Origin of the sequence: Dactylosporangium cerinum, from assembly GCF_042653625.1 — a bacterium.
Taxonomy (GTDB): domain Bacteria; phylum Actinomycetota; class Actinomycetes; order Mycobacteriales; family Micromonosporaceae; genus Dactylosporangium; species Dactylosporangium cerinum.
Map to the genome: position 1 here is coordinate 182,948 of NZ_JBHSIU010000053.1, position 21,194 is coordinate 204,141.

At 70.2% G+C, this 21,194-nt stretch carries 17 protein-coding genes and 1 riboswitch; of the genes, 11 read left to right on the plus strand and 6 right to left on the minus strand.

Features of this window, described 5'->3' with window-relative positions; translation table 11 throughout:
• Window positions 1-97 precede the first annotated feature (97 nt).
• Window positions 98-1,021, plus strand: a complete 924-nt coding sequence (locus tag ACFPIJ_RS37795) for a sigma-70 family RNA polymerase sigma factor (RefSeq protein ID WP_203847973.1) — start codon at window positions 98-100, stop codon at window positions 1,019-1,021.
• A gap of 99 nt (window positions 1,022-1,120) precedes the next feature.
• Here the strand turns inward: ACFPIJ_RS37795 and ACFPIJ_RS37800 are convergent, their stop codons facing one another.
• Together ACFPIJ_RS37800 and ACFPIJ_RS37805 are read right to left on the minus strand one after the other, a co-directional pair.
• Window positions 1,121-1,867, minus strand: coding sequence for a methyltransferase domain-containing protein (locus tag ACFPIJ_RS37800; protein WP_380122634.1), 747 nt, complete (start codon window positions 1,865-1,867; stop codon window positions 1,121-1,123).
• 42 nt (window positions 1,868-1,909) lie between these two features.
• Entirely contained in the window at window positions 1,910-2,896 is a 987-nt protein-coding gene (locus ACFPIJ_RS37805) for a C40 family peptidase (RefSeq protein ID WP_380122636.1), read from the minus strand.
• Between the two features lie 7 nt (window positions 2,897-2,903).
• A riboswitch (cyclic di-AMP (ydaO/yuaA leader) is annotated at window positions 2,904-3,052 on the minus strand.
• A 290-nt stretch (window positions 3,053-3,342) separates the two neighbouring features.
• Here ACFPIJ_RS37805 and ACFPIJ_RS37810 point away from each other — a divergent pair.
• The 6 genes from ACFPIJ_RS37810 to ACFPIJ_RS37835 are packed head-to-tail and all read left to right on the plus strand — an operon-like array spanning window position 3,343 to window position 10,005.
• Window positions 3,343-4,116, plus strand: a complete 774-nt coding sequence (locus ACFPIJ_RS37810; RefSeq protein WP_380122638.1) for an ABC transporter ATP-binding protein — start codon at window positions 3,343-3,345, stop codon at window positions 4,114-4,116.
• 28 nt (window positions 4,117-4,144) lie between these two features.
• Window positions 4,145-4,909, plus strand: a complete 765-nt coding sequence (locus ACFPIJ_RS37815) for an ABC transporter ATP-binding protein (protein WP_380122639.1) — start codon at window positions 4,145-4,147, stop codon at window positions 4,907-4,909.
• Complete coding sequence (locus ACFPIJ_RS37820) at window positions 4,906-6,705, plus strand: AMP-dependent synthetase/ligase (protein WP_380122641.1); 1,800 nt, start codon at window positions 4,906-4,908, stop codon at window positions 6,703-6,705. Before ACFPIJ_RS37815 ends, ACFPIJ_RS37820 begins: the two co-directional genes overlap by 4 nt.
• Window positions 6,702-7,589: a branched-chain amino acid ABC transporter permease gene (locus ACFPIJ_RS37825; RefSeq protein ID WP_380122643.1), complete on the plus strand. Its 888-nt coding sequence runs from the start codon at window positions 6,702-6,704 to the stop codon at window positions 7,587-7,589. The genes ACFPIJ_RS37820 and ACFPIJ_RS37825 overlap by 4 nt, the downstream gene beginning before the upstream one ends.
• Window positions 7,586-8,686: a branched-chain amino acid ABC transporter permease gene (locus tag ACFPIJ_RS37830; protein WP_380122645.1), complete on the plus strand. Its 1,101-nt coding sequence runs from the start codon at window positions 7,586-7,588 to the stop codon at window positions 8,684-8,686. Before ACFPIJ_RS37825 ends, ACFPIJ_RS37830 begins: the two co-directional genes overlap by 4 nt.
• A gap of 20 nt (window positions 8,687-8,706) precedes the next feature.
• Window positions 8,707-10,005, plus strand: a complete 1,299-nt coding sequence (locus tag ACFPIJ_RS37835) for an ABC transporter substrate-binding protein (protein WP_380122646.1) — start codon at window positions 8,707-8,709, stop codon at window positions 10,003-10,005.
• Between the two features lie 24 nt (window positions 10,006-10,029).
• Here ACFPIJ_RS37835 and ACFPIJ_RS37840 read toward each other — a convergent pair whose 3' ends face one another.
• A complete protein-coding gene (locus tag ACFPIJ_RS37840; protein WP_380122648.1) occupies window positions 10,030-11,007 on the minus strand; it encodes a LuxR C-terminal-related transcriptional regulator in 978 nt (325 codons plus the stop codon).
• Between the two features lie 235 nt (window positions 11,008-11,242).
• Between ACFPIJ_RS37840 and ACFPIJ_RS37845 the strand changes: the two genes are divergently transcribed.
• From ACFPIJ_RS37845 to ACFPIJ_RS37855, 3 genes are all read left to right on the plus strand, one after another.
• The gene (locus tag ACFPIJ_RS37845) at window positions 11,243-11,452 is read left to right on the plus strand and encodes a hypothetical protein (RefSeq protein ID WP_380122650.1); all 210 of its coding nucleotides are present in this window, start codon (window positions 11,243-11,245) and stop codon (window positions 11,450-11,452) included.
• Between the two features lie 2 nt (window positions 11,453-11,454).
• Window positions 11,455-11,739 (plus strand): hypothetical protein, encoded by a 285-nt coding sequence (locus ACFPIJ_RS37850; RefSeq protein ID WP_380122652.1) that lies wholly within the window; start codon window positions 11,455-11,457, stop codon window positions 11,737-11,739.
• A 413-nt stretch (window positions 11,740-12,152) separates the two neighbouring features.
• Window positions 12,153-15,851: a PQQ-dependent sugar dehydrogenase gene (locus ACFPIJ_RS37855; RefSeq protein ID WP_380122654.1), complete on the plus strand. Its 3,699-nt coding sequence runs from the start codon at window positions 12,153-12,155 to the stop codon at window positions 15,849-15,851.
• Here ACFPIJ_RS37855 and ACFPIJ_RS37860 read toward each other — a convergent pair whose 3' ends face one another.
• The 3 genes from ACFPIJ_RS37860 to ACFPIJ_RS37870 form a co-directional block, all read right to left on the minus strand.
• A complete protein-coding gene (locus tag ACFPIJ_RS37860) occupies window positions 15,852-16,688 on the minus strand; it encodes a DUF5753 domain-containing protein (RefSeq protein ID WP_380122656.1) in 837 nt (278 codons plus the stop codon).
• 76 nt (window positions 16,689-16,764) lie between these two features.
• Window positions 16,765-17,094 (minus strand): hypothetical protein, encoded by a 330-nt coding sequence (locus tag ACFPIJ_RS37865; RefSeq protein WP_380122658.1) that lies wholly within the window; start codon window positions 17,092-17,094, stop codon window positions 16,765-16,767.
• 913 nt (window positions 17,095-18,007) lie between these two features.
• Window positions 18,008-18,658, minus strand: coding sequence for a hypothetical protein (locus ACFPIJ_RS37870; RefSeq protein WP_380122660.1), 651 nt, complete (start codon window positions 18,656-18,658; stop codon window positions 18,008-18,010).
• 107 nt (window positions 18,659-18,765) lie between these two features.
• Here ACFPIJ_RS37870 and ACFPIJ_RS37875 point away from each other — a divergent pair, with 107 nt between their 5' ends.
• Window positions 18,766-20,463 carry a putative bifunctional diguanylate cyclase/phosphodiesterase gene (locus tag ACFPIJ_RS37875; RefSeq protein WP_380122662.1) on the plus strand — a complete coding sequence of 566 codons (1,698 nt, stop codon included), beginning with the start codon at window positions 18,766-18,768 and terminating at the stop codon, window positions 20,461-20,463.
• Window positions 20,464-21,194 lie beyond the last annotated feature (731 nt).

Sequence of the window (21,194 nt, forward strand, 5' to 3'; positions counted from 1 at the left end):
GGGGCATACCCGGGGGGCACCCGTTTTAGCAGGGTGAAACGGGGAAGGCGAAGGATGGACGGGGAGGGGCCCGAAGGTGGAGAACGTGAAAGTGGAGATGCGACCCGATACAGGTGCCGAAGAGCGTGACCTGGTTGGTGTCTACCTGCATGAGATCTCCCGCACGCCGCTGCTCGACGCCGCTTCTGAGGTCGAGCTTTCCAAAGCGGTCGAGGCTGGTCTCTATGCGGAGCATCTGCTGGACGTGGACGAGCTGCCCGACGGCGTGAGCGCCGCCGAGCTGCAGCGTCTGGTCGACGAGGGCGAGCGCGCCAAGGACCGGTTCATCCGGGCCAACCTGCGCCTGGTGGTCTCGATCGCGCGGCGTTACGTGCGGTCCGGCATGCCGATGCTCGACCTCATCCAGGAGGGCAACACCGGCCTGGTCCGCGCCGTCGAGAAGTTCGACTACGTGCGCGGCTACAAGTTCTCGACATATGCGACATGGTGGATCCGCCAGGCGATCAGCCGGGCGATCGCGCAGCAGGAACGCACCGTCCGGCTGCCCGTCCACCTCGTCGAAGACGTCAACCGGATGCGCAACGTCGCGCGTCAGCTCACCCGTGAGCTCGGCAACGACCCCGAGCCTGAGCAGCTCGCCACCGCCCTCGGCGTCCCCGTCGAGCGCGTCCACGAGCTCAAGCGCTGGTCCCAGGACACCGTCTCGCTCGACACCCCTGTCGGCGACGACGGCGACACCAGCCTGGGCGACCTGGTCTCCGACTCCGACGCACCGTCGCCGGAGGACGTGGTCCTCGCCGCCCTGGAGCGCCAGCGCATCGAGGGCCTGCTCAACCACCTGGACGACCGGTCGGCGGGCATCATGCGCGCCCGCTACGGTCTCGAGGACGGTCGCGAGCACTCGCTGACCGAGGTCGCGAGCCGGTTCTCCCTGTCCCGCGAGCGCATCCGCCAGCTGGAGATCCAGGCCCTCGGCCGGCTCCGTGAGCTGGCCCGCGCCGAGGGGCTCCAGGCCGCCTAGCCGATCGCAACCGACAACCGCAGCCCCTGACCGTTCCCGGTCGGGGGCTGCCCCGTGTCAGACCTCAACCCAGGCGGGCGCCTGGGTTGCTGCGCGGCCTCAGGGCCGGTGCGCCACCACGAACAGTCGCGGAAACGGCAGGATCGTGCCGAACGGTTCCCGGGGGTACCGGTCTCGCAGCCGGGCGGCGACCCGGGCGCGGAAGTCGTCGAGCTCGGCGCCGGACAGCGCGTCGAGGTACGGGCGCAGCCCGGTGCCGCTGAACCACTCCAGGACCGGGTCCTCGCCCGGCAGGACGTGGAAGTAGGTCGTCTCCCACGCGTCGACGGTCAGACCGAGCGCCGCGAGGGTCCGCACGTACCAGGCGGGCTCACGCACCGGCGTCGCGCCGCGCGGGCCGGGGACGCCGGGGTCCAGGATGTCGGCGTCGAGGATCGGGCCGCCGGTCGGGACCTGGAACGCGAGGGTGCCGCCGTCGTCGAGGCCCGCGGCGAGGACCGGCAGCAGCGCCGCGTGGTCGGGGACCCACTGCAGGGAGGCGTTGGCGACGATGACGTCGACCGAGCCGCGCTGCGGGCGCCACCCGGCGATGTCGCCGAGCTGGAAGGACAGCTGCGGCGTGGCCAGGGGCGCCGCCGCGGCGAGCATCTGCGGGGACGAGTCGATCCCGAGCACCGCCGCGTCCGGGTAGCGGGTGGCGAGGGTCGCGGTCAGGGTGCCGGGGCCGCAGCCGAGGTCGACGACCGCGACCGGGGCGGTGGTCGGGATGCGCGCCACCAGCTCGTGGAACGGGCGGGCGCGTTCGTCGGCGAAGCGGGCGTACTGCCCGGGATCCCAAGAGGCCATGCCCCATCTTGCGGGCATGGCCTCTGCGTGGTTCACCAGGGGTTACTTGTGTGGCCGGCCGTATCCGTACGTGTCGCTGCGGCCGTCGATCGACTGGACCTCGACGTTCCGCCCGGTGGTCGGGGCGTGGATCATCTTGCCGTTGCCGATGTAGATGCCCACGTGCCCCAGGCCCCGGAAGAAGGCCAGGTCGCCGGGGGAGAGCGCGGACCGTGAGATGTGCGTGGTCTTGCTCCATTGATCGGCGGCGTTGTGCGGCAGCGTGATGCCGGCCGCCTTCCACGCGCCCATGGTCAGGCCCGAGCAGTCCCAGCTGTTCGGTCCGGCGGCGCCCCACTTGTAGGGCTCGCCGAGCTGGGCACAGGCGAAGGCGACGGCCGCGTTGGCCGGGCTGGTGCACTCGGCGCCGAGCGTGACCTTGACGCCGGTGGAACCGGTGCTGCCGGCCGCGGTGGCCTGGCGGCGGAGGGTCTCGAGCTTCTTGACGTCGCCCTCGATCTTCTTCTTCTTGGTCTCGAGCTCGGCCTTCTGCGCGTTCTCCGCGGCGAGCGTCTCGTCGATCTTCTTCTTCTCGTCGTCCAGCTTGGTCTTGGCCGCCGTGTAGTCGGCGATCTCGTGCTGCTGGTGCTTGCCGATCTGCTGCAGCGTGGCGAGCTGGTCGATCAGCGTGTCCGACGACTGTGCGTTGAGCACGACGTTGAGGCTCTGCAGGGGACCGGCGCCCTTGAAAGCGGCGACGGCGATGACGTCGACGTTGGCGTTGGCCGCGGCCATGCTGTCCGCGAGGGGCTGGAGCTTGGTCTGGAGGGTGGCGGCGGACGCCTGGGTGGCGGCCAGCTCCCCATTGATCTTGTTGAAGGCCTCGACCAGGTCTTCGAGATCGTTGCCCGCCTTCTCGAGCTGGGCTTCGATCTCGGCGAGGGTGGGTTCGGCCTTGGCGACACTCGTCGGTGCCACGACGGCCAGCGACACAGCCCCGATGATCAGGGTGCGCAGCAGGGATCGTCTGGCGCGGTGTCCAGCGGACAAGGGATGACCCTTCTTCACCGACCGCCTACCGGGTTAGCTGACGGGTTCGGGCGGGAAGAGTGCCGCCCTACCGCGCCTTCGCGGATTCACCCCAAAGGACCTTGGGTCCCCGGCTCGCACAGCGCCGGACGGCGCTCGATTCGGCGGCGCTTGCCCGGCGCCACCCGGGCTGGGCGACGGACTGCCGAGCAGGCCAGGACCTAACTTAACGTGATCAACAAAGAAGCGAAACCCACGCGCGTTGTTCTATATCTATTACCCCAAAAGTCCGTATCACGGCGAGTTGTCGGTCCACATCGGACGGTGATGCAACACGGAAGAAGGTGTTGACGGACACACAATTGGGGCTTGATTCTGCTCTGATACCCGGTTAAATACACGTAACTTTATTCACCGTCGATGCACATAGTTCGCCCACTCCGAACACCCCCGGAGGAGCGTCACCGATGTTGCGTGTCCAGAACCTCGAGGTCGTCTACGACGACGTGATGCTGGTGCTTCGCGGCGTCAGCCTGCAGGTGCCACCAGGACGGATCGTCGCGCTGCTCGGCGCGAACGGTGCGGGCAAGACCACGCTGCTGCGAGCCCTGTCGGGCCTGCTCGGCGTGCACGACGGCGCCATCACCAAGGGCGCCGTCACGCTCGACGACAGGCCCATCCACCGGCTCAGACCGGCCGCCGTGGTCCGCCGCGGCGTGACGCAGGTGATGGAGGGGCGCAGGACGTTCGCCGAGCTGACCGTCGAGGAGAACCTGCGGCTCGGCGCGCACACCCGCTCGAAGGGGCGGGCGGAGGCCCTCGAGCGCATGTACGGCCTCTTCCCCGTCCTCGCCCAGCGGCGCGGCAGCACCGCCGGTTACCTCTCCGGCGGCGAGCAGCAGATGCTGGCGATGGGGCGGGCGCTCATGTCCGACCCGGCGTACCTGCTGCTCGACGAGCCCAGCCTCGGCCTCGCGCCGCGCCTGGTGGAACAGGTCCGCGACCTGATCGTGCAGATCAACCGGGCCGGCACCGGCGTGCTGCTGGTCGAGCAGAACGCGACCATGGCGCTGTCCATCGCCGAGCACGGATACGTGCTGGAGACGGGCAAGGTCGTGCTCGACAAACCCGCCGCCGAACTGCTCGCCGACGACGACATCCGCGAGTTCTACCTCGGCCGGGCCGAGCGGTCCTTCCGCGACGTCAAGCACTACAAGCGCCGCAAGCGCTGGCTGTCGTAGCGCTGTCGGAAACCTAGAAGGAGTCGCCGTGCTGCGTTTCGAAGACGTCCGGCTCAGCTTCGCCGGCGTCAAAGCCATCGACGGTGTTTCGTTCACCGTCGCCAAGGACGAGTTGTTCGCCGTCATCGGTCCCAACGGGGCCGGGAAGACGTCGATCTTCAATGTGATCTCCGGTGTGTACCGGCCACAGCACGGCAAGGTGACGCTCGACGGCACCGATCTCACCGGTCTGCGCCCGGACAAGATCGCCAAGCTGGGCGTGGCCCGCACCTTCCAGAACGTCGAGCTGTTCCAGCACCTGACCGTGCTGGAGAACCTCATGCTCGGCCGGCACCATCACATCCGCTACGGCACCCTGGCGGCCATCGCGTGGCTCGGCCGCGCCCGGCGCGAAGAGATCGCCAACCGGGCCGTGGTCGAGGACATCGTCGACTTCCTGGAGCTCGCGCAGTGGCGCCGGCTCCCGGTGGGGCTGCTGCCGTACGGCGTGCAGAAACGCGTCGAACTCGGCCGGGCCCTCGCCATGGAGCCGAAGCTGCTGCTGCTGGACGAGCCGGTCGCCGGGATGAACCTGGAGGAGACCGAGGACATGGCCCGCTTCATCCTCGACGTCCGCGAGGAGCTCGGCATCCCGATGATCCTCGTCGAACACGACATGGGCCTCGTGATGGATCTCGCCGACCGGGTCATGGTCGTCGACTTCGGTGTCCCGGTCGCCACCGGCACGCCGGCCGAGGTGCAGAACAACCCGGACGTCCTGCGCGCCTACCTGGGGGAGGTGGAGGCGGCATGACGATCGCCGACCTGGTCAAACAGCACGCCGAACGGACACCGCACGCGGTCGCGATGCGGGAGAAGCACCGCGGCATCTGGCGCGAGATCACCTGGCGGGACTACTGGAGCACCGCGGAGACGGTCGCCCGGGCGCTGCGGTCGCTCGGTGTCCAGCCCGGCGACCGCGTCGCGATCCAGTCGGAGAACCGCTCCGAGTGGCTCTTCGTCGACGTGGCGACCGTCGCGGTCCGGGCGGCGACCGTCGGGCTGTACCCGACCAACCCACCCGATGAAGTGCGTCACATGCTGGCCGACTCGGGCGCGCGGATCCTCTTCGCCGAGGACCAGGAACAGGTCGACAAGGCCCTGGCCGTCCTGGACGACTGCCCGGACCTGGAGTGGATCGTCTACCTGGAGCCCAGAGGCATCCGCGGCCGGTACCAGCACCCGAAGCTGATCGCCTGGAGCGACCTCCTCGCGTCGCACGAGGGCGCGGAAACGATCGACCTGGAGGCACACAGCGACGACGTCGCCACGCTGATCTACACGTCGGGCACGACCGGGCGGCCCAAGGGCGCGATGCTCACCGTCGCCAACGTGGACTTCGCGATCCGGGTCCTGATCGAGGGCGGTGGCTTCTCCGACCCGCCGCCGGGACCGCGCGACCTGACCCTGTCGTACCTGCCGCTGTGCCACGTCGCGGAGCGGGTCTTCACCGTCTGGTTCAACGCGGCCGCCGGGGTCACCGTCCACTTCGGGGAGTCGATCGCGACGGTACAGGCCGACCTGCGCGAGGTGCAGCCGACGATCCTGTTCGGGGTGCCCCGCATCTGGGAGAAGATGATGGCCGGCGTCACGATCCGGCTCGCCGGGGCGTCGCTGATCAAACGCTCCAACGCCCGGCTGTGGCTGCGCGTCGCGGACCGCATCGGCGCCACCCTGGAGGCCAACGGCGGCAAGCACACCGCCGGCAGCCGGCTGCTCTACGCGATCGGCTGGCTGCTGTGCTACCGGGCGCTGAAGGAGCGCATCGGGGTGCGCCGGGTCCGCTACGCCGCCAGCGGCGCCGCCCCGATCGCCCCGGACGTGCTGCGGTTCTTCATGGGCATCGGGGTGCCGATGTACGAGGTCTACGGCATGACCGAGAACACCGCGATCAGCACCGCCAACCGCCCCGGCCGGGTCCGGCTCGGCACGGTCGGCGAGGCGCACAGCGGGGTCGAGATCCGCATCGCCGACGACGGGGAGATCCAGACCCGGCACCCGGGCACGTTCGCCGGCTACTTCCGCAACCAGGCGGCGACCGCGGAGGCGATGACGCCGGACGGCTGGCTGCGCACCGGCGACGTCGGGGTGCTGCTCGACGGCACGCACCTGAAGATCACCGACCGCTCGAAGGACATCATCATCACGGCCGGTGGCAAGAACGTCGCCCCGAGCGAGATCGAGAACGCGTTGAAGGCCTCGCCGTTCGTCAAGGAGGCGATCGTCATCGGCGACCGGCGCGCGTTCCTGACCGCGCTCATCGGCATCGAGCTCGACACCGTCGGGGAGTGGGCGCAGCGGCGCGGCATCGGCTACACCACCTACCGCGACCTCGCCGGCAAGCCCGAGGTCGTGGCCCTGATCCAGGGCGTCGTCGACGCGGTCAACGCCGGCCACAACCCGGTCGAGCAGGTCAAGACGTTCCGGATGCTGCCCAAGGAGCTCGACCACGAGGACGGCGAGCTCACCGCGACGCAGAAGGTCCGGCGCGGCGCCGTCGCCACGACCTTCGCAACGCTCGTCGACGACATGTACGGGAGCAGGGTGTGAAGGACTTCGTCGAGAGCGTCCTGCGCGGCATCGGCACGGGCAGCGTCTACGCGCTGCTGGGCCTCGGGTTCGTGATCATCTACAAGGCCACCCGGGTCATCTCCTTCGCCCAGCCGGCGTTCATGCTCGCCGGTGCGGTCCTGGTGACCTACCTGGTCGGTCCGCTCGGCTTCTTCCTCGGGCTGGCCGCGGCCGCGGTGCTCACGGGCGGCCTGGCGCTGGGCGTCGAACGGCTCGCGGTCCGGCCGATGATCGGCCGGCCGGTCTTCACCGTCGCGATCATCACGCTCGGCATCGACATCGCGGTCCGGGTCGTCGTCAACGCCGCCATCGGCCTGGACGTGCGGCAGGTCGGCGACCCGTGGGGCCTGAAGGTGTGGAAACTGCCCGGCGGGGTCCAGGTCGAGCAGCGGCACGTGGCGATGGTCCTCACCACCGCCGTGCTCATCGCCCTGCTGTTCCTGTTCTTCCGGTACACCCGGACCGGCCTGGCGATGCGGGCGGCCTCCTACGACCAGGAGGCGGCGCTCGCCCAGGGCGTGAGCGTCGGCGCGGTGTTCGCGCTGTCGTGGGCCCTGGCCGGCGCGCTCGCCGCGGTCGCCGGCACGTTCGCCGCGGTCGGCGGCAGCGTCAGCGAGTCGCTGTGGCTGATCGCGCTGACGGCGCTGCCGGTGATCATCCTCGGCGGTCTCGACTCCCTGCCCGGCGCCGTCATCGGCGGCCTGGCCGTCGGCACCGTGCAGGAGCTCACCGCCACGTATCAGGGCTCGCTGCCGTGGCTCGGCGGCAACATCTCGGTCGTCACGCCCTACGTGGTGATGTTCCTGGTCCTGCTCGTGCGCCCCTACGGCCTGTTCGGCACCCGGGAGGTCGAAAGGGTATGAGAAACCGTCCACTGCTGCGCACCTCCTACAACCAGGAGCTGGCGCTGCTCGACACCACCTCGAAGAAGGTGGCGGTCGGCATCCTGCTCGCGGTCGGCGTCGCGCTGCCGTGGCTGGTCGAGGACCAGTTGCTGCAGCTGATCGGGCTGGCCTGCGTCACCGCGATCGGCGCGATCGGGCTCAACATCGTCACGGGCTACGCCGGGCAGGTGTCGCTCGGGCACGCGTTCTTCCTCGCCATCGGCGCCTACACGGCGGCGGCCATCGCCGGTGACCCCGACGCGCGGACCATCGGGTTCGGGGTCCGGGAGATCCTGATCTGGCTGCCCGCCGCCGGTGTCGTCGCCGCGCTCGCCGGTGTACTGGTGGCGCCCCTGGCGACCCGGTTGCGTGGCCTGTACCTGGCGATCGTCACGCTGGGCCTGGTCTTCATCGGCGGCCACGTGATCAACGAGTGGTCGTCGCTGACCGGTGGGCCCGGCATCGGCCGGCAGCCCCCGGCGCCGACCCTGCTGGGCTACGACCTCAACACCGGCGACGCCTTCCTCACGAGAGATCAGAAGCTGTACCTGCTGATGCTCGTGCTGCTCGTCCTCGCGGCTCTCGCGGCGCGCAACCTGGCGCGTTCGCGGGTCGGCCGGGCCTTCACCGCCATCCGGGACCGCGACATCGCGGCCGGCGTGATGGGCGTGAACCTGGCCAGGTACAAGACGATCGCCTTCGGGGTGTCGTCGTTCTACGCCGGCTGCGCCGGTGCGCTGCTCTACGTCGGGATCGGCTACTTCGACCCGACGACCTTCAACCTGCTGCTGTCGGTGCAGTACATCGCGATGATCCTCATCGGCGGTGCGGGCACGGTCAGCGGCGCCGTCCTGGGCGCCTTCCTGATCACGCTCCTGCCGCGGCTGATCCGGGAGGTCCCGTCGTTCCTGCCGTTCATCAGCAACTCACCCGCGGAGTCCCCCAACGCCTACCAGCTCGAAACCGTCCTCTACGGCGTGTTGATCATCGTGTTCCTGATCTTCGAGCCACGCGGACTGTTCGGCATCTGGATCCGGCTCCGCAACTACTGGAAAGCCTGGCCGTTCTCGTACTGACCCCGTAAAGGAGCCCCTCAATGAAGAGGTTGGGCATGTTTGCCCTGGCCGCGGTGCTCACTGCCGGCGCACTTGCCGGATGCCGCGGCGCGGACAGCACGGACAAGGGGGCATCGGGCGCCAAGTCCGACGTCGGTATCACCAAGGAACCCTGCCCCAAGTCCGAGCACAAGGACCGGGGCTGCATCTACCTCGGCATCATCTCCGACCTGACGGTCGGCCCCTTCCACGTCCTCGCCGTGCCGATCACCGATGCGCAGAAGGCGTTCTGGAAGCGGGTCAACGCCCAGGGCGGCATCGGCGGCTATGACATCGACGCGGAGACCTACGTCCGCGACAACAAGTACAACCCGCAGACGCACAACGAGGCCTACCAGGAGATGAAGGGCAAGGTCCTCGCCCTCGCCCAGAGCCTCGGCTCGCCGACCACCGCGGCGATCCTGCCCGACATGAAGACCAACAACATCATCGCCGCCCCGGCCGCCTGGACCTCGGCGTACGCGTTCGAGGACAACATCCTCGAGTCCGGCGCCAACTACTGCATCGAGTCGATGAACGCCGTCGACTACGCCAACGAGACCTTCAAGCCCAAGACCGTCATGGCGGTGCACCTCGCCGGCGACTACGGCGACGACGCCGCGGCCGGGGCGAAGATCGCCGCGGAGAAGCTGGGCATGACGTTCATCAACGTGAAGACCGACTCCGGCACCGACAAGCAGGCCGGCGCGGTCACCGCCATCGTCACGCAGAAGCCGGACCTGGTCATCCTGACCACCGGACCGGCGGACGCGGCCGCGATCGTCGGCGGCGCCGCCCAGCGCGGCTTCACCGGCAAGTTCATCGGCACCAGCCCGTCGTGGAACCAGGGCCTCCTCGCCACCGCCGCGGCACCCGCGTTGAAGGCGCTCTACCTGCAGTCCTCGCCGTGGAAGTCGTGGGCGTCCGACACCCCCGGACACAAGGCCATGCGGGAGGCGCTCGGCTCGTCCGTCACGCCGAACGATGGCTACACGTCGGGCTGGGTCTGGTCCTACCCGCTGCTCGCCGCCCTGAAGAAGGCCCAGGCCGACGGTGACCTGACGCGGGCCGGCCTGCTCAAGGCCGCGAAGTCGCTCAGCAAGGTCGACTACGAGGGCATGCTGCCCGAGGGCGCCGGCAACTACGCCGCCGGCGCGGACGGCGTCTTCCGCCAGTCCCTCATCTACAACCCGACCGTCGGCGCCGGTGGCCCCAACGACATCAAGCTGATGAAGGACTACTTCACCGGCACCGTCGCGAAGGACTACAAGCTCGACAAGCCCTGCTACGAGAAGCTCTAACCGGCTCCGCCGCGCGGGAGGGCATCACAGCCAGCCCTCCCGCGCGGCCAGCAGCCCCGCCTCGAACCGCGACCGCGCGCCGAGGCGCTCCATGAGATCGGCCATCATCCGCCGGGCGCTGCGCTCCGACAGCCCCAGGCGCTTGGCCGCAGACTCGTCCGTGTGGCCCTGGCTGAGCAGTTTCAGCAGCTCCGCCTCCTGCGCCGTGACGCCCTTGCGGTCCCGGGCCCGGCTCGCACCCAGCGGCACCGCCGTGCTCCACACCTGCTCGAACAGCGTCACCAGCGACGCGACCACACCGCTGCCGGTGAGCTGCACGACGCCCGCGCCGGTGTCCTCCGGGTCGATCGGCACGATCGCCACCCGCCGGTCGGCGATCAACATCCGCGGCGGCAGCACGGGTGCGGTGCGCACCTCGGCCCCGGCGTCGGTCAATGATTGGGCGTAGGCCAGGGTCGGCCGGTCGTTGCGGGCGGAGTCCTGCATCACCGTGCGGATCGTGATCCCGCGGGCGAGCAGGTCGGTGTTGTTGCGATGGGCCGCGGCCAGGCCGGGCGCCGGCAGCGCCGCGCCGGGCAGCAGACTCAGCGCCTCCATGCGGATCCCCTGCGCGAGCTCCTCCAGCCGGGCCTGCACCGCGTCGAGGCCGACGAGCCGCTCCGCGTCCAGCGCCGCCACCGGCCGCTCCGCGTATTGCGCCATGAGGGTGGCGACCGACGTCTGGCTCTGCGCGATCAGCAGCTGCTTGCGCTCCAGCTCCGCCTGCTGGCGGGCCAGCAGCGCCTGGAGCCCGACACCGGGATTGACCGCCCGGAGCTGGCCCTCGTGTTCGACCGACTCGCGCAGCAGTGAGAGCTCGAAAAGCTCGTCGAGCGCGGCCCGGACCTCGCCGGCCGTGACCCCCAGGGCGTCGGCGAGTGGGGCGACGCCCAGGCCCGGCTGTTGCAGCATCGCACGGTAGACCGTCTCGGCGGTCGCGCCGAGACCGAGCACTTCGAGCACGTCGATCCCCTTGTCCGATTCCCCGTGACGGCGCGTCCCCGCACCTATCGAGACAGCTTGATTCTTTCAGAGTCCGGGGGCCTGCTCAAGGTCCACTTGGCCGGTTCCGGTCAGGCCGGTTCCGGCCCGTCCGGACACCTTCCGGCGCCGCCGGCAATGCCGGAAGGTATTCCTCACCGGAGGCGATCGAAAACCTCCGGAAACGGGGAACACCGAATCGAGCAGGAGCGCAGCCATGCCTTTTTCCGCCCGCCTCACCAACCGTCGAATCATCGCCACGGTCATTGTCGGAATGCTGTTCGGGGCGGCGCTCGCGCTCCTGGCCGGGATCGGTGGGGCCAGCGGGGCCGGCGCCGCGACGGGCTTCCGGGCCGATGGCGGCGAGCCGGTGGTGGTGGTCTCCACGACCCCGCCGGCGCACCCGGACGGCTGGGGCTGGCCGTAGCGATGTACCTGGTCAAGCTCCTGTTGGAGGCGAGGCCCGGGGCGCCACCGGGTGTCGGGCCGGACCGGGTGGCGGCGGCGCTGCGGGCCCGCGTGATCCCGTCCGACCGGGTGGAGCACATCAGCGTGAAAGCCACCGGAAACGGCATGCACGTCGGATTCTTCGGGCTCGCCGGAAACCTCGCCGAGGCAACCGCGAATGCGCGCCGGGTGTGTCACCGCGCATTGTCCACCGATCCCGTTCTGGGTGGCTGGCGACTCAATTCCGAACTCGAGTTCATGGAATGAGGGAACTCCTGTGCGTGGCCGACGGCAGCCGGCAGATCCTGGTCCGCGGCCACGGCCTCGGTTGCGGCGACAACGAGCCGCTGATCGTCGAGGCCTGCGCCGCCTTCGAGTGATGTGCACGACTGCTCCGGACCGGTTTCCATGGCCTGGCACCGCATCGGGAGCCCGACAACCGACGGGCCGGGCCATTGACGGGGCCCAGGGCCGTTCCGGGCCTGCACACGACCCGTTCGGCTGACTGGCCGAACGGGTCGTTTTCCGTCGATCTTGTCCGGAACTCGCCCGATTCGCGTTGGGCCGGGCCGTGCGCCGTCGGTAACGCGACACTTCTTCACGCCCTACCGCTCGGTACGCTGGCGCAATTTCAGCGGGACTCCCGCCTCTCTGCCCACCCCCCCAGGAGAGGACGGTTCATGTCGATACGTCGACGTACCGTGCGCGCTTTCCTCGCCGCCGTGCTCACGGCGAGCGTGTTCGTCCCGCTGACCAGCGCGCCCGAGGCCGCCGCGGCAACCATGCCGACCGGCTTCCAGGAGCAGGTCGTCTACAGCGGGCTGACCAACCCGACCAACATCGAGTTCTCGCCTGACGGCCGCGTCTTCGTCGCCGAGAAGAGCGGGCTCATCAAGGTCTTCGACAGCCTTGCGGACACCACCCCGGACGTCTTCGCCGACCTGCGCACCAACGTGCACGACCAGTGGGACCGGGGCCTGCTCGGCCTGGCGCTGGCGCCGGGCTTCCCGACCAACCCGTGGGTCTACGTCCTGTACACCTACGACGCGCTGCCCGGCGGCGCCGCGCCGAAGTGGAACGACGTCTGCCCGGACATCAACAACGGCAGCTGCATCGTCACCGGCCGGCTGTCCCGGCTGCAGGCCAACGGCAACCAGATGACCGGTGCCGAGCAGGTACTGATCACCGACTGGTGCCAGCAGTACCCCAGCCACTCGATCGGCGACCTGCACTTCGGGGCCGACGGCGCGCTCTACGCCTCCTCCGGTGACGGCGCCAGCTTCAGCGCCACCGACTACGGCCAGTTCGCCAACGGGTGCGGCGACCCGCCGTCGGCCGCCGGCACCGCGCTGACCCCGCCCACCGCCGAGGGCGGCGCCCTGCGCGCGCAGGACATCCGCACCACCGCCGACCCGACCGGGCTCAACGGGACCATCATCCGGATCGACCCGTCGACCGGCGCCGCGCTGCCGACCAACCCCAACTTCGCCTCCGCGGACGCCAACGCCCGCCGGATCGTGGCCTACGGCATGCGCAACCCGTTCCGGTTCAACATCAAGCCCGGCACCAACGAGGTGTGGAGCGGCGAGGTCGGCTGGAACACCTACGAGGAGATCAACCGGGTGCAGAACCCGGTCGCCAGCACCATCGGCAACTACGGCTGGCCGTGCATCGAGGGCCCGAGCCCGCAGAGCGGCTACGACGGCGCCAACCTGAACCTGTGCGAGCCGATGTACGGCGCGACCCCGTCGGTGCCGAACGTCCAGCCGTACTTCGCCTGGAACCACAGCTCGAAGGTCGTCACCGGCGAGACCTGCCCCAGCGGCAGTTCCTCGTCCTCCGGCGTGGCCTTCTACCCGGACAGCGGCCCCTACCCGGCCGCCTACCGCGGCGCGATGTTCTTCTCCGACTACAGCCGTGACTGCATCTGGGCGATGATGCCGGCGACCGCGGGCGGCCTGCCGTCCACGTCGAACATCATCACGTTCTCCGCCGGCGCCGCGAACCCGGTCGACCTGGCCATCGGCCCCGGCAGCGAGCTGTACTACGTGGACCTCGGCGGCACCGTGCGCCGGATCCGGTACTACGCCGGCAACCAGCCGCCCGTCGCGGCGATCACCACCAACCGGACGTCCGGCGGCACGCCGCTCGCGGTGACCTTCAGCGGTGCCACGTCATCCGACGCCGACCCCGCCGACCAGGGCCTGCTCACCTACGCCTGGGACTTCACCAACGACGGCACCCTCGACACGCCCAACAACGCGGCCAGCGTCACGGCGAACTACACGTACACCACGCCCGGGACGTACACGGCCAGGCTGCGGGTCACCGACACGCTCGGCGTCACCAACGACAAGACGGTGACGATCACGGCCGGCAACGACGCGCCGACCGCGATCATCGACACGCCGGCGGCCTCGTTCACCTGGGCGGTCGGCAACCAGATCAACTTCACCGGCCGCGCCACCGACCCGCAGCAGGGCACCCTGCCCGCGTCCGCGCTGAGCTGGACGATCATCCTGCACCACTGCTCCTCGCCGGGCGTATGCCACGAGCACCCGATGCAGACGCTCAACGGCGTCGCCGGCGGGACGCTCACCGCACCCGACCACGAGTACCCGTCGTATCTGGAGTTCCGGCTGACGGCGACCGACTCGGGCGGGCTGACCAGCACCACCACCGTCAACGTGCAGCCCAAGACGGTCGACCTGACGTTCGTCAGCAACCCGGCCGGGCTGAACCTGACGGTCGGCGCGACGAGCCAGACCGCGCCGTTCACCCGCACCGTCATCCAGGGCTCGACCAACACGGTCAGCGCGCCGACGCCGCAGCTGGTCAACAACGTGCCGGCCGCGTTCGGCAGCTGGTCCGACAGCGGGGCGCAGACACACGTCATCACCGCGCCGGCGACCAACACCACCTACACGGCCACCTACACGTCCTCGTGCGTGGACGCCTTCGGCTACGTCTGCTCGGCGGCGCCGCGGGCGTTCGTGCCGGCCGACGGCACCGTGCTGCCGCTCACCGGCGACGACAACCTCAGCCAGATCTCGCTGCCGTTCGGCTTCAAGTTCTACGGCACGACGTACAACTCGGCCTGGATCGACACCAACGGCCGGCTGAGCTTCGCCAACCAGGGCGCCTCCACCACGGCGCACGGTGCGATCCCGTCGACGGCCACGCCGAACTCGTCGGTGTACGCGTACTGGACCGACCTCGTCGTCGACGGCTCCGCGAGCGTGCGGACCGCGACGATCGGCTCCGCGCCCAACCGGCAGTTCGTGGTCGAGTGGCGCAACGCCTACCAGTACGGGTTCACGTCCCGGCGGATCAACGCCGAGGCGATCCTGTACGAGAACGGTGACGTCGTCACCAACTACTCGGGGATCGACAACACCGCCGAGGCGGGCGCGTCCTCGACGGTCGGCATCGAGAACGCCGCCGGCACCGTCGGTATCCAGTACTCCAACAACACCTCGGCGCTGCAGAACGGCATGGGTGTGCTGTTCAAGGCGCCCGGTGGTGGCGGGGAGGAACCGCCGCCCGTGACCGGCACCGTCACCGGCACCGTGACCAACCAGGGCACCGGCACGCCGGTGGCCGGCGCCACGGTGACGCTGACCCCGGGCGGGGCGTCGAAGACGACCGCCGCGAACGGCACGTACACGTTCACCAACGTGGCCGCCGGCTCGTACACGGTGACCGCCTCGATCGGCTCGGGCGGGCAGTGCGGTGGCGGCGGGGCCTCGGCCCCGGTGACCGTCGCCGCCGGCAGCACCACCGTCAACCTGGCGCTGACGCAGGGGGCCGACGCGTTCGGCTACACCTGCGCCGACGGCACCCGGGCGTTCATCGACGGTGACACGCCGCTGACGCTCACCGGAGACGACAGCATTGTCCAGCTCACCACGCCGTTCCCGGTGAAGTTGTACGGCACCTCGTACAACTCCGTCTGGGTCGACACCAACGGCAAGGCGAGCTTCGTCAACCCCGGTGCGGCCAACGCCGATCACACGACGCTGCCGACCACGGCCGCGCCCAACGCGACGGTCTACCCGTTCTGGTCGGACCTCGTCGTGGACGGCCAGTCCAGCGTCCGCACCGCCACCACCGGTGCGGCGCCGAACCGGGCCTACGTCATCGAGTGGCGCAACGTGTACATCTACGGCAACCTGTCCCGTCGCCTCACGTTCGAGGCGGTCTTCTACGAGAACGGCGACATCGCGTTCGCGTACAAGGACCTCGACAACGCGTTCGAGCAGGGCAGCAACGCCACCGTCGGGATCGAGAACGCCGCCGGGACCGTTGCCTACCAGTATGCCAACAACCAGCCGGTGCTGGTCAGCGGCAACGGGGTGCTCTTCCACCCGCCCGCCTGATCATCCCCGTTTCAGTTCGGCGGCCACCTGCCGCATGAGGTCGATCGAGGCCTCATGCGGCAGGGCCATCCCGGCCAGCGCACGCAACCCCTCGGTGTACGCGGTGATCAGCTCCGGCTCCTCGAGGAGCTGCCCGCCCTTGTGCAGGATCCCGTCGTCGGCGCCGAACTCGAGGACGGTGAACGCGCCCTCCCACCCGACGTGGTGGCCGGCGTTGAACGGCACGATGCGCACGTCCGTGTAGGGCCGCTGGGCGAACTCGACCGCGTGCTCGATCTGGTCGACGAGGACGGAATCGTCGTCGTGCAGCGGCAACCGGCGCAGCACCGACTCGTCGATCAGCGCCTGGAACCGCGACGGCGTCTCCCTTTCGAACAGCTCGCTCTGCCGCCGCAGCCGGAACTCGACGCGCTGCTCGTGATCGCCGGCCTTCTGTTCGGCGGTCGTCGCGGTCGCGTACCGCCGGGTCTGCATCAGCTCGGGGAACTGCATCGGCTCGAAGCCGCCGACGAACACCGCCTCCGCCTCGAAGCCCACGTAGGTGAGCAGGGAGCCGGGCAAGGCGGCACGGTACTCGTCCCACCACATCCGCCGCTTCGCCGCCCGGGCCAGTTCCAGCAGGTCGTCGACCAGCTGGGTGTCGTGCAGCCGGTAGTAGGCCAGGAGGCTGCGCAGGTCGCTGACCGAGATGGCGACGGTGCCGTTCTCGATCCGGATCAGTTTCGACAGTGACCACTCCATTTCGGCGGCCACCAGGTCCTGGGTGAGCTCGCGCTCCCGCCGGAGCCGTCGCAACTCGGCTCGAAGGCGACGCTTGCCCACGATCGGTCCACTCATGGACTCTTCCCCCAAATCGCGTCCAGATGGCAACGCGGCGTCTCTACCCTCTTTGCGGCAAATGCACCTGATGATTTCAGCCTGCTGGTGACGCCGGCCGGGAGTGGGTGCCGCCAGGGAGATCTTGGCCATCGCGCTGAGCCAGGCTGAGCCCGACGAGGATGCCGGCGGCGACCGCGAGCGCGACGATGATCACGCCGGCCGCGATCCACCACGCGGTCGTGCTGCTCACCTGGGCGGGCGCGGACGCCGGCACGGTCTGTCTCGGCGTGGTCTGTCGCGGTGCGGGCGCCGGCACGGTCTGTCTCGGCACGGTCTGTCGCTGCGCGGGCGCCGGCACGGTTGGGGAGACCGGGTTGTCGGCGAGATCGGGCATCCGGGCCGGGACGGTTGTTTCCCTGGGCACCGGTTGGCGCCGTTGCTGCTTTTGTGCGCGGCCTGCCGGTACCGTGGCCGCTTTTGTCGTTGTGTTCTTCTGATGTGGGGCCCGCACCGGCGGAGGTGGGGGCTGGTCCTCCGCCGGTGCGTACGTGTCCTCATCCGCGAATTCGTCGTCCTTGACCGTCGCCCAGGGGGAGGGGCGGACGGTCCAGTCGGACGCGCGTGCGTAGTAGACCGGTGCCTCCGGGGGGTGGGTGTCGCCGCCCGGCTGCCGTGCAGTCGGCTCGCGTGCGGGTGGCGACGCCGCGGGTGGAGGGGCCGGTGGGAGATGCGGCGCCGGCCGGTCCGGTGCGGTCGGTGCCCAGGGGGAGGGGGCGACCGGCCGGACCTGCGGCGCAGCCCGTGAGCGTGGCACCTCACGCGGCGGCGGGAAGTAGATCCCGTCCTCCGTGTGTTCGACGTCGCGACGCCGGTGGTGCCGGCCCTCGGTCATCGAGTTCCCTTCTCGGCGGCGAGGCCGCTACGCAGCGCAAGGATGAGGAAGCACGCTGCGGTCAACCTAGCACTGGGAGCCGTCGATGTGTGACCGTCCGGCTACCCATAGATCAAGTCGCTTCGCGGTATCTGAGGATTGGACAATTTGGACATTCTTCTGGAATCTCTCAGATCTGGCGGTGGGCGGCCGAATGTCCAGCACGTCCGGGCGGGTGGAGGGCTCTGTCGATGTCGGTCGATGTGCGGTCGGTGCGCGCGCACCCTGCGCTGCGCGGCGCCGTGATCCTGGCGGTGCTGAGCACCGGCTGGCTCGTCGCACAGTGGCCGCACGTGATCGTCCACCCCGCGATCGGCTGGATCCCCGTGCCGCTCAGCGCGGGCCTCGCCGCCGCCGTGTGCTTCCGCACCGCCCGCCTCGCCGGCCCCGCCGGCCGCTTCTGGCGTCACCTGGGCATCATCATGCTCATCCTGCTCGGCGGTGTCCTCAGCAGCGCCGTGGACTCCCTCGTCGGCCCCGGCGCGCCGACGCAGCGCTCCAGCAGCGTCACCATGACCCTGTACCTGGGTGCCGTCCTAGTCCTCGTCTGGGCCCTGCTGCGGCTGCCGGTCCGCCGCCGGCTCATCACGTTCGGGCTCGACCTCGCCGTCGTGGTCTGCTCGGTGAGCCTCATGACCTGGTACTTCGCCGCCCGCGGCTCGGTCGAGCTGGCCCGGGTCACCGGCACCGCGTGGGCGATCTTCGGCGTGGTGGTGCTGCTGTTCGCCGGCCTCCTCGCGGTCGCCAAGGTCGCCCTCGCCGGCACCGGCGGGCTCGACCGCAGCGCGCTGTGGGTCCTCGGCGGCACCGTCATCGCCGGCGCCGCCCTCGGTGCGGTCGCGCCGTTGCTGGAGTCCCGGCCGTACCTCAACGACTGCCACCTGTCGATCCGGTCTGCGCCGCCGGCATCACCCTCGCCGCCCTCCTCCAGCGGTTCGCCGTCGTGCGGGTGGCGGCTCCCCGGGCCCCATCGCGGCCGTTCAGCCTGCTGCCGTATCTGGCGGTCATCGTGGCCGACGGCTTCGTCCTGGCCGGCATCGGCCCCGACCAGCGCCACACCGCGTCCTCGTCGGCGGCTCCGTCCTGCTCACCCTGCTCGTCGTCGCCCGCCAGCTCATCTCGTTCTACGAGAACAGCACCCTGCTCGCCCGCGTCGACGCCAGCATGCTGGAGCTGCGCCGCCACGAACGCCGCTTCCGCTCCCTCGTGCAGAACTCCGCGGACATCTTCGCCATCACCGACGCCGCGGGGCGGGTCACGTATGCCAGCCCGAGCCTCCTGCGCTTCCTGGGCCTCGCGGTCGAGGAGATCCTCGGCGCCACCATCAGCGACCGCGTCCACCCCGAGGACCTGGTCGAGGCCCGCCGCCTGGCACGCGCGCCCGCCGGCACCGTCACCCAGCAGGTGCGGCTGCGCCACGCCGCCGGCGACTGGCGCTGGTTCGAGGTGGTCAGCAGCAACCTCCTGCACGACCCCAGCGTCCGCGGCATCGTCAGCAACGCCCGCGACATCACCGAGGCCCGCCGCTACCAGGACCAGCTCGGCTACCAGGCGTCCCATGACGCGCTCACCGGCCTCGCCAACCGGGCCCTGTTCAACACTGCCACCACCCAGGCGGTCCGGGTCGCCCAGTCCTCCTCCGCCGCCGGCCTGGCCCTCGCCCTCGTCGACCTCGACGACTTCAAGGCCATCAACGACCGCCTCGGCCACGCCGTCGGCGACGCCCTCCTCGTCGAGGTCAGCGAGCGGCTCCGCGCCAGCGTCCGCCCCGGCGACACGGTCGCCCGCCTCGGCGGCGACGAGTTCGCAGTCCTCCTGCCCGGTGCCAACGCCGCCGAGAGCGCCCGCATCGCCGAGACCTTCATCGACGCCCTCGCCGCCCCCGTCCGCGCCGCCGGTTACGAGTTGTTGATCCAGGCGGGCATCGGCGTGGCCCGGCACACCGCCGACTGCGACGCCAGCGACCTGCTGCGCCGCGCGGACATGGCCATGTACGCGGCCAAGGAGCTCGGCAAGAGCCGCTGGGTCGAGTACGGCCCCGAGCTCGACGCCCACGCGGTCGAGCACGCCCAGATCGCCGCCGAGCTCAGCCAGGCCCTCGACCGCGACGAGCTGTTCGTCCTCTACCAGCCCATCGTCGGCCTCCCCGACGGCGACGTCCGCGGCGTCGAGGCCCTCATCCGCTGGCGCCACCCCACCCGCGGCCTCGTCTCACCCGTCACCTTCATCCCCGTCGCCGAGCGCACCGGCCTCATCGTGCCCATCGGCGCCTGGGTCCTGCGCCAGGCGTGCGCGCAGGGCGCCCGCTGGGCCGCTTCCCTGGGTCCCCTTGCACCCTGGAAGATCAGCGTCAACGCCTCCGCCCGGCAGCTGCTCGAGCCGGCCTTCGTCGGCACCGTCGCCGACACCCTCGCCGACACCGGCCTCGACCCCGCCCGCCTCACCATCGAGATCACCGAGACCGCGGTCTTCGGCGGCGGCCGCGCCCTGGACACCGTCCGCGCCCTGCACGCCCTCGGGGTGAAGATCGCCCTCGACGACTTCGGCACCGGGCACTCCTCGCTCGGCCTGCTGCGCACCTGCCCGGTGGACGTCTTGAAGGTCGACAAGTCCTTCGTCGACGGGGTCACGGGCTCGGTCGAACAGGAGGCGATCGCCACCTCGATCAGCGAGATCGCCCAGGCGCTGCGGCTGGAGGCGGTGGCGGAGGGCGTCGAGACAGCCGAGCAGGCGTCGCGGTTGCTGGAGCTGGGGTACCGGCTGGCCCAGGGCTTCTACTTCGCCCGGCCACTGCCGGCGGCGGAGATCGCCCCGCTCTGCACTCCCGAACCGTCCCTGACCTCCCCCGCTTACCGCCCCTGACCCATGATCCGGAAGACCTTGCGCACCCAGGGGTGTGCAAGGTCTTCCGGATCATGAGGGGTTTCGAGGTTTGGGCGGTTGTTCCGCGCTGGAAGTGGATCACGGGGAGATCCACTTCCGGCGCAGCACAAGCGGGCAAAGGGGCTGATCCGGACATCGGTCGTGCCGGACTGGGCGCTGGCACGCGGTGACGTTGAGATCGTTCGGCTTGTCGTGCCAGGACCTACCGGCGGGACTTTCAAAGATCGAAGTCGCGGGCTGGCTGTCCGGGCGGCCGTCGGGCGACTTCGATCAGCCGGATCACTGATCGAAGTCGCGGGTTGGTCGTCAGGATGGTCGCCCGACGGCTGCCTGGACCGGTCGGTGGGGCGACTCGATCCGGCGTGGGCGTAGTCGGTGCGCACCGCGCTTCTGGTCGCGCCGCCGAGTGTCGACCTGGATCACCGGCGAGGCAGGGAAGGGGCTCCGCGGTGACGGATAAGGCCCTGCCCGAGGTGGTGGAGTGCCTTGTGGCGTGCCTCGTCCACGTCGCCGGCATCGACCTCACGGTGCACGCCCCTGAAAAGCGGTGTGCCCGGAGCGGTGTGCCCGGAGCGGTGTGCCCGGAGCGGTGTGCCCGGAGCGGTGTGCCCGGAGCGGTGTGCCCGGAGCGGTGTGCCCGGAGCGGTGTGCCCGGAGCGGCCTGCCCGGCATCGACCCAAGATGTTCGCCCTTGAAAGCCCCATGCCTGG

What these genes read in the sequence shown, in the direction of transcription:
- ACFPIJ_RS37795 (WP_203847973.1), top strand. Translation starts at nt 98, where the DNA reads ATGCGACCCGATACAGGTGCCGAAGAGCGTGACCTGGTTGGTGTCTAC.
- ACFPIJ_RS37800 (WP_380122634.1), bottom strand. Translation starts at nt 1,867, where the DNA reads ATGGCCTCTTGGGATCCCGGGCAGTACGCCCGCTTCGCCGACGAACGC.
- ACFPIJ_RS37810 (WP_380122638.1), top strand. Translation starts at nt 3,343, where the DNA reads ATGTTGCGTGTCCAGAACCTCGAGGTCGTCTACGACGACGTGATGCTG.
- ACFPIJ_RS37820 (WP_380122641.1), top strand. Translation starts at nt 4,906, where the DNA reads ATGACGATCGCCGACCTGGTCAAACAGCACGCCGAACGGACACCGCAC.
- ACFPIJ_RS37830 (WP_380122645.1), top strand. Translation starts at nt 7,586, where the DNA reads ATGAGAAACCGTCCACTGCTGCGCACCTCCTACAACCAGGAGCTGGCG.
- ACFPIJ_RS37835 (WP_380122646.1), top strand. Translation starts at nt 8,707, where the DNA reads ATGAAGAGGTTGGGCATGTTTGCCCTGGCCGCGGTGCTCACTGCCGGC.
- ACFPIJ_RS37845 (WP_380122650.1), top strand. Translation starts at nt 11,243, where the DNA reads ATGCCTTTTTCCGCCCGCCTCACCAACCGTCGAATCATCGCCACGGTC.
- ACFPIJ_RS37850 (WP_380122652.1), top strand. Translation starts at nt 11,455, where the DNA reads ATGTACCTGGTCAAGCTCCTGTTGGAGGCGAGGCCCGGGGCGCCACCG.
- ACFPIJ_RS37855 (WP_380122654.1), top strand. Translation starts at nt 12,153, where the DNA reads ATGTCGATACGTCGACGTACCGTGCGCGCTTTCCTCGCCGCCGTGCTC.
- ACFPIJ_RS37860 (WP_380122656.1), bottom strand. Translation starts at nt 16,688, where the DNA reads ATGAGTGGACCGATCGTGGGCAAGCGTCGCCTTCGAGCCGAGTTGCGA.
- ACFPIJ_RS37875 (WP_380122662.1), top strand. Translation starts at nt 18,766, where the DNA reads ATGCTGGAGCTGCGCCGCCACGAACGCCGCTTCCGCTCCCTCGTGCAG.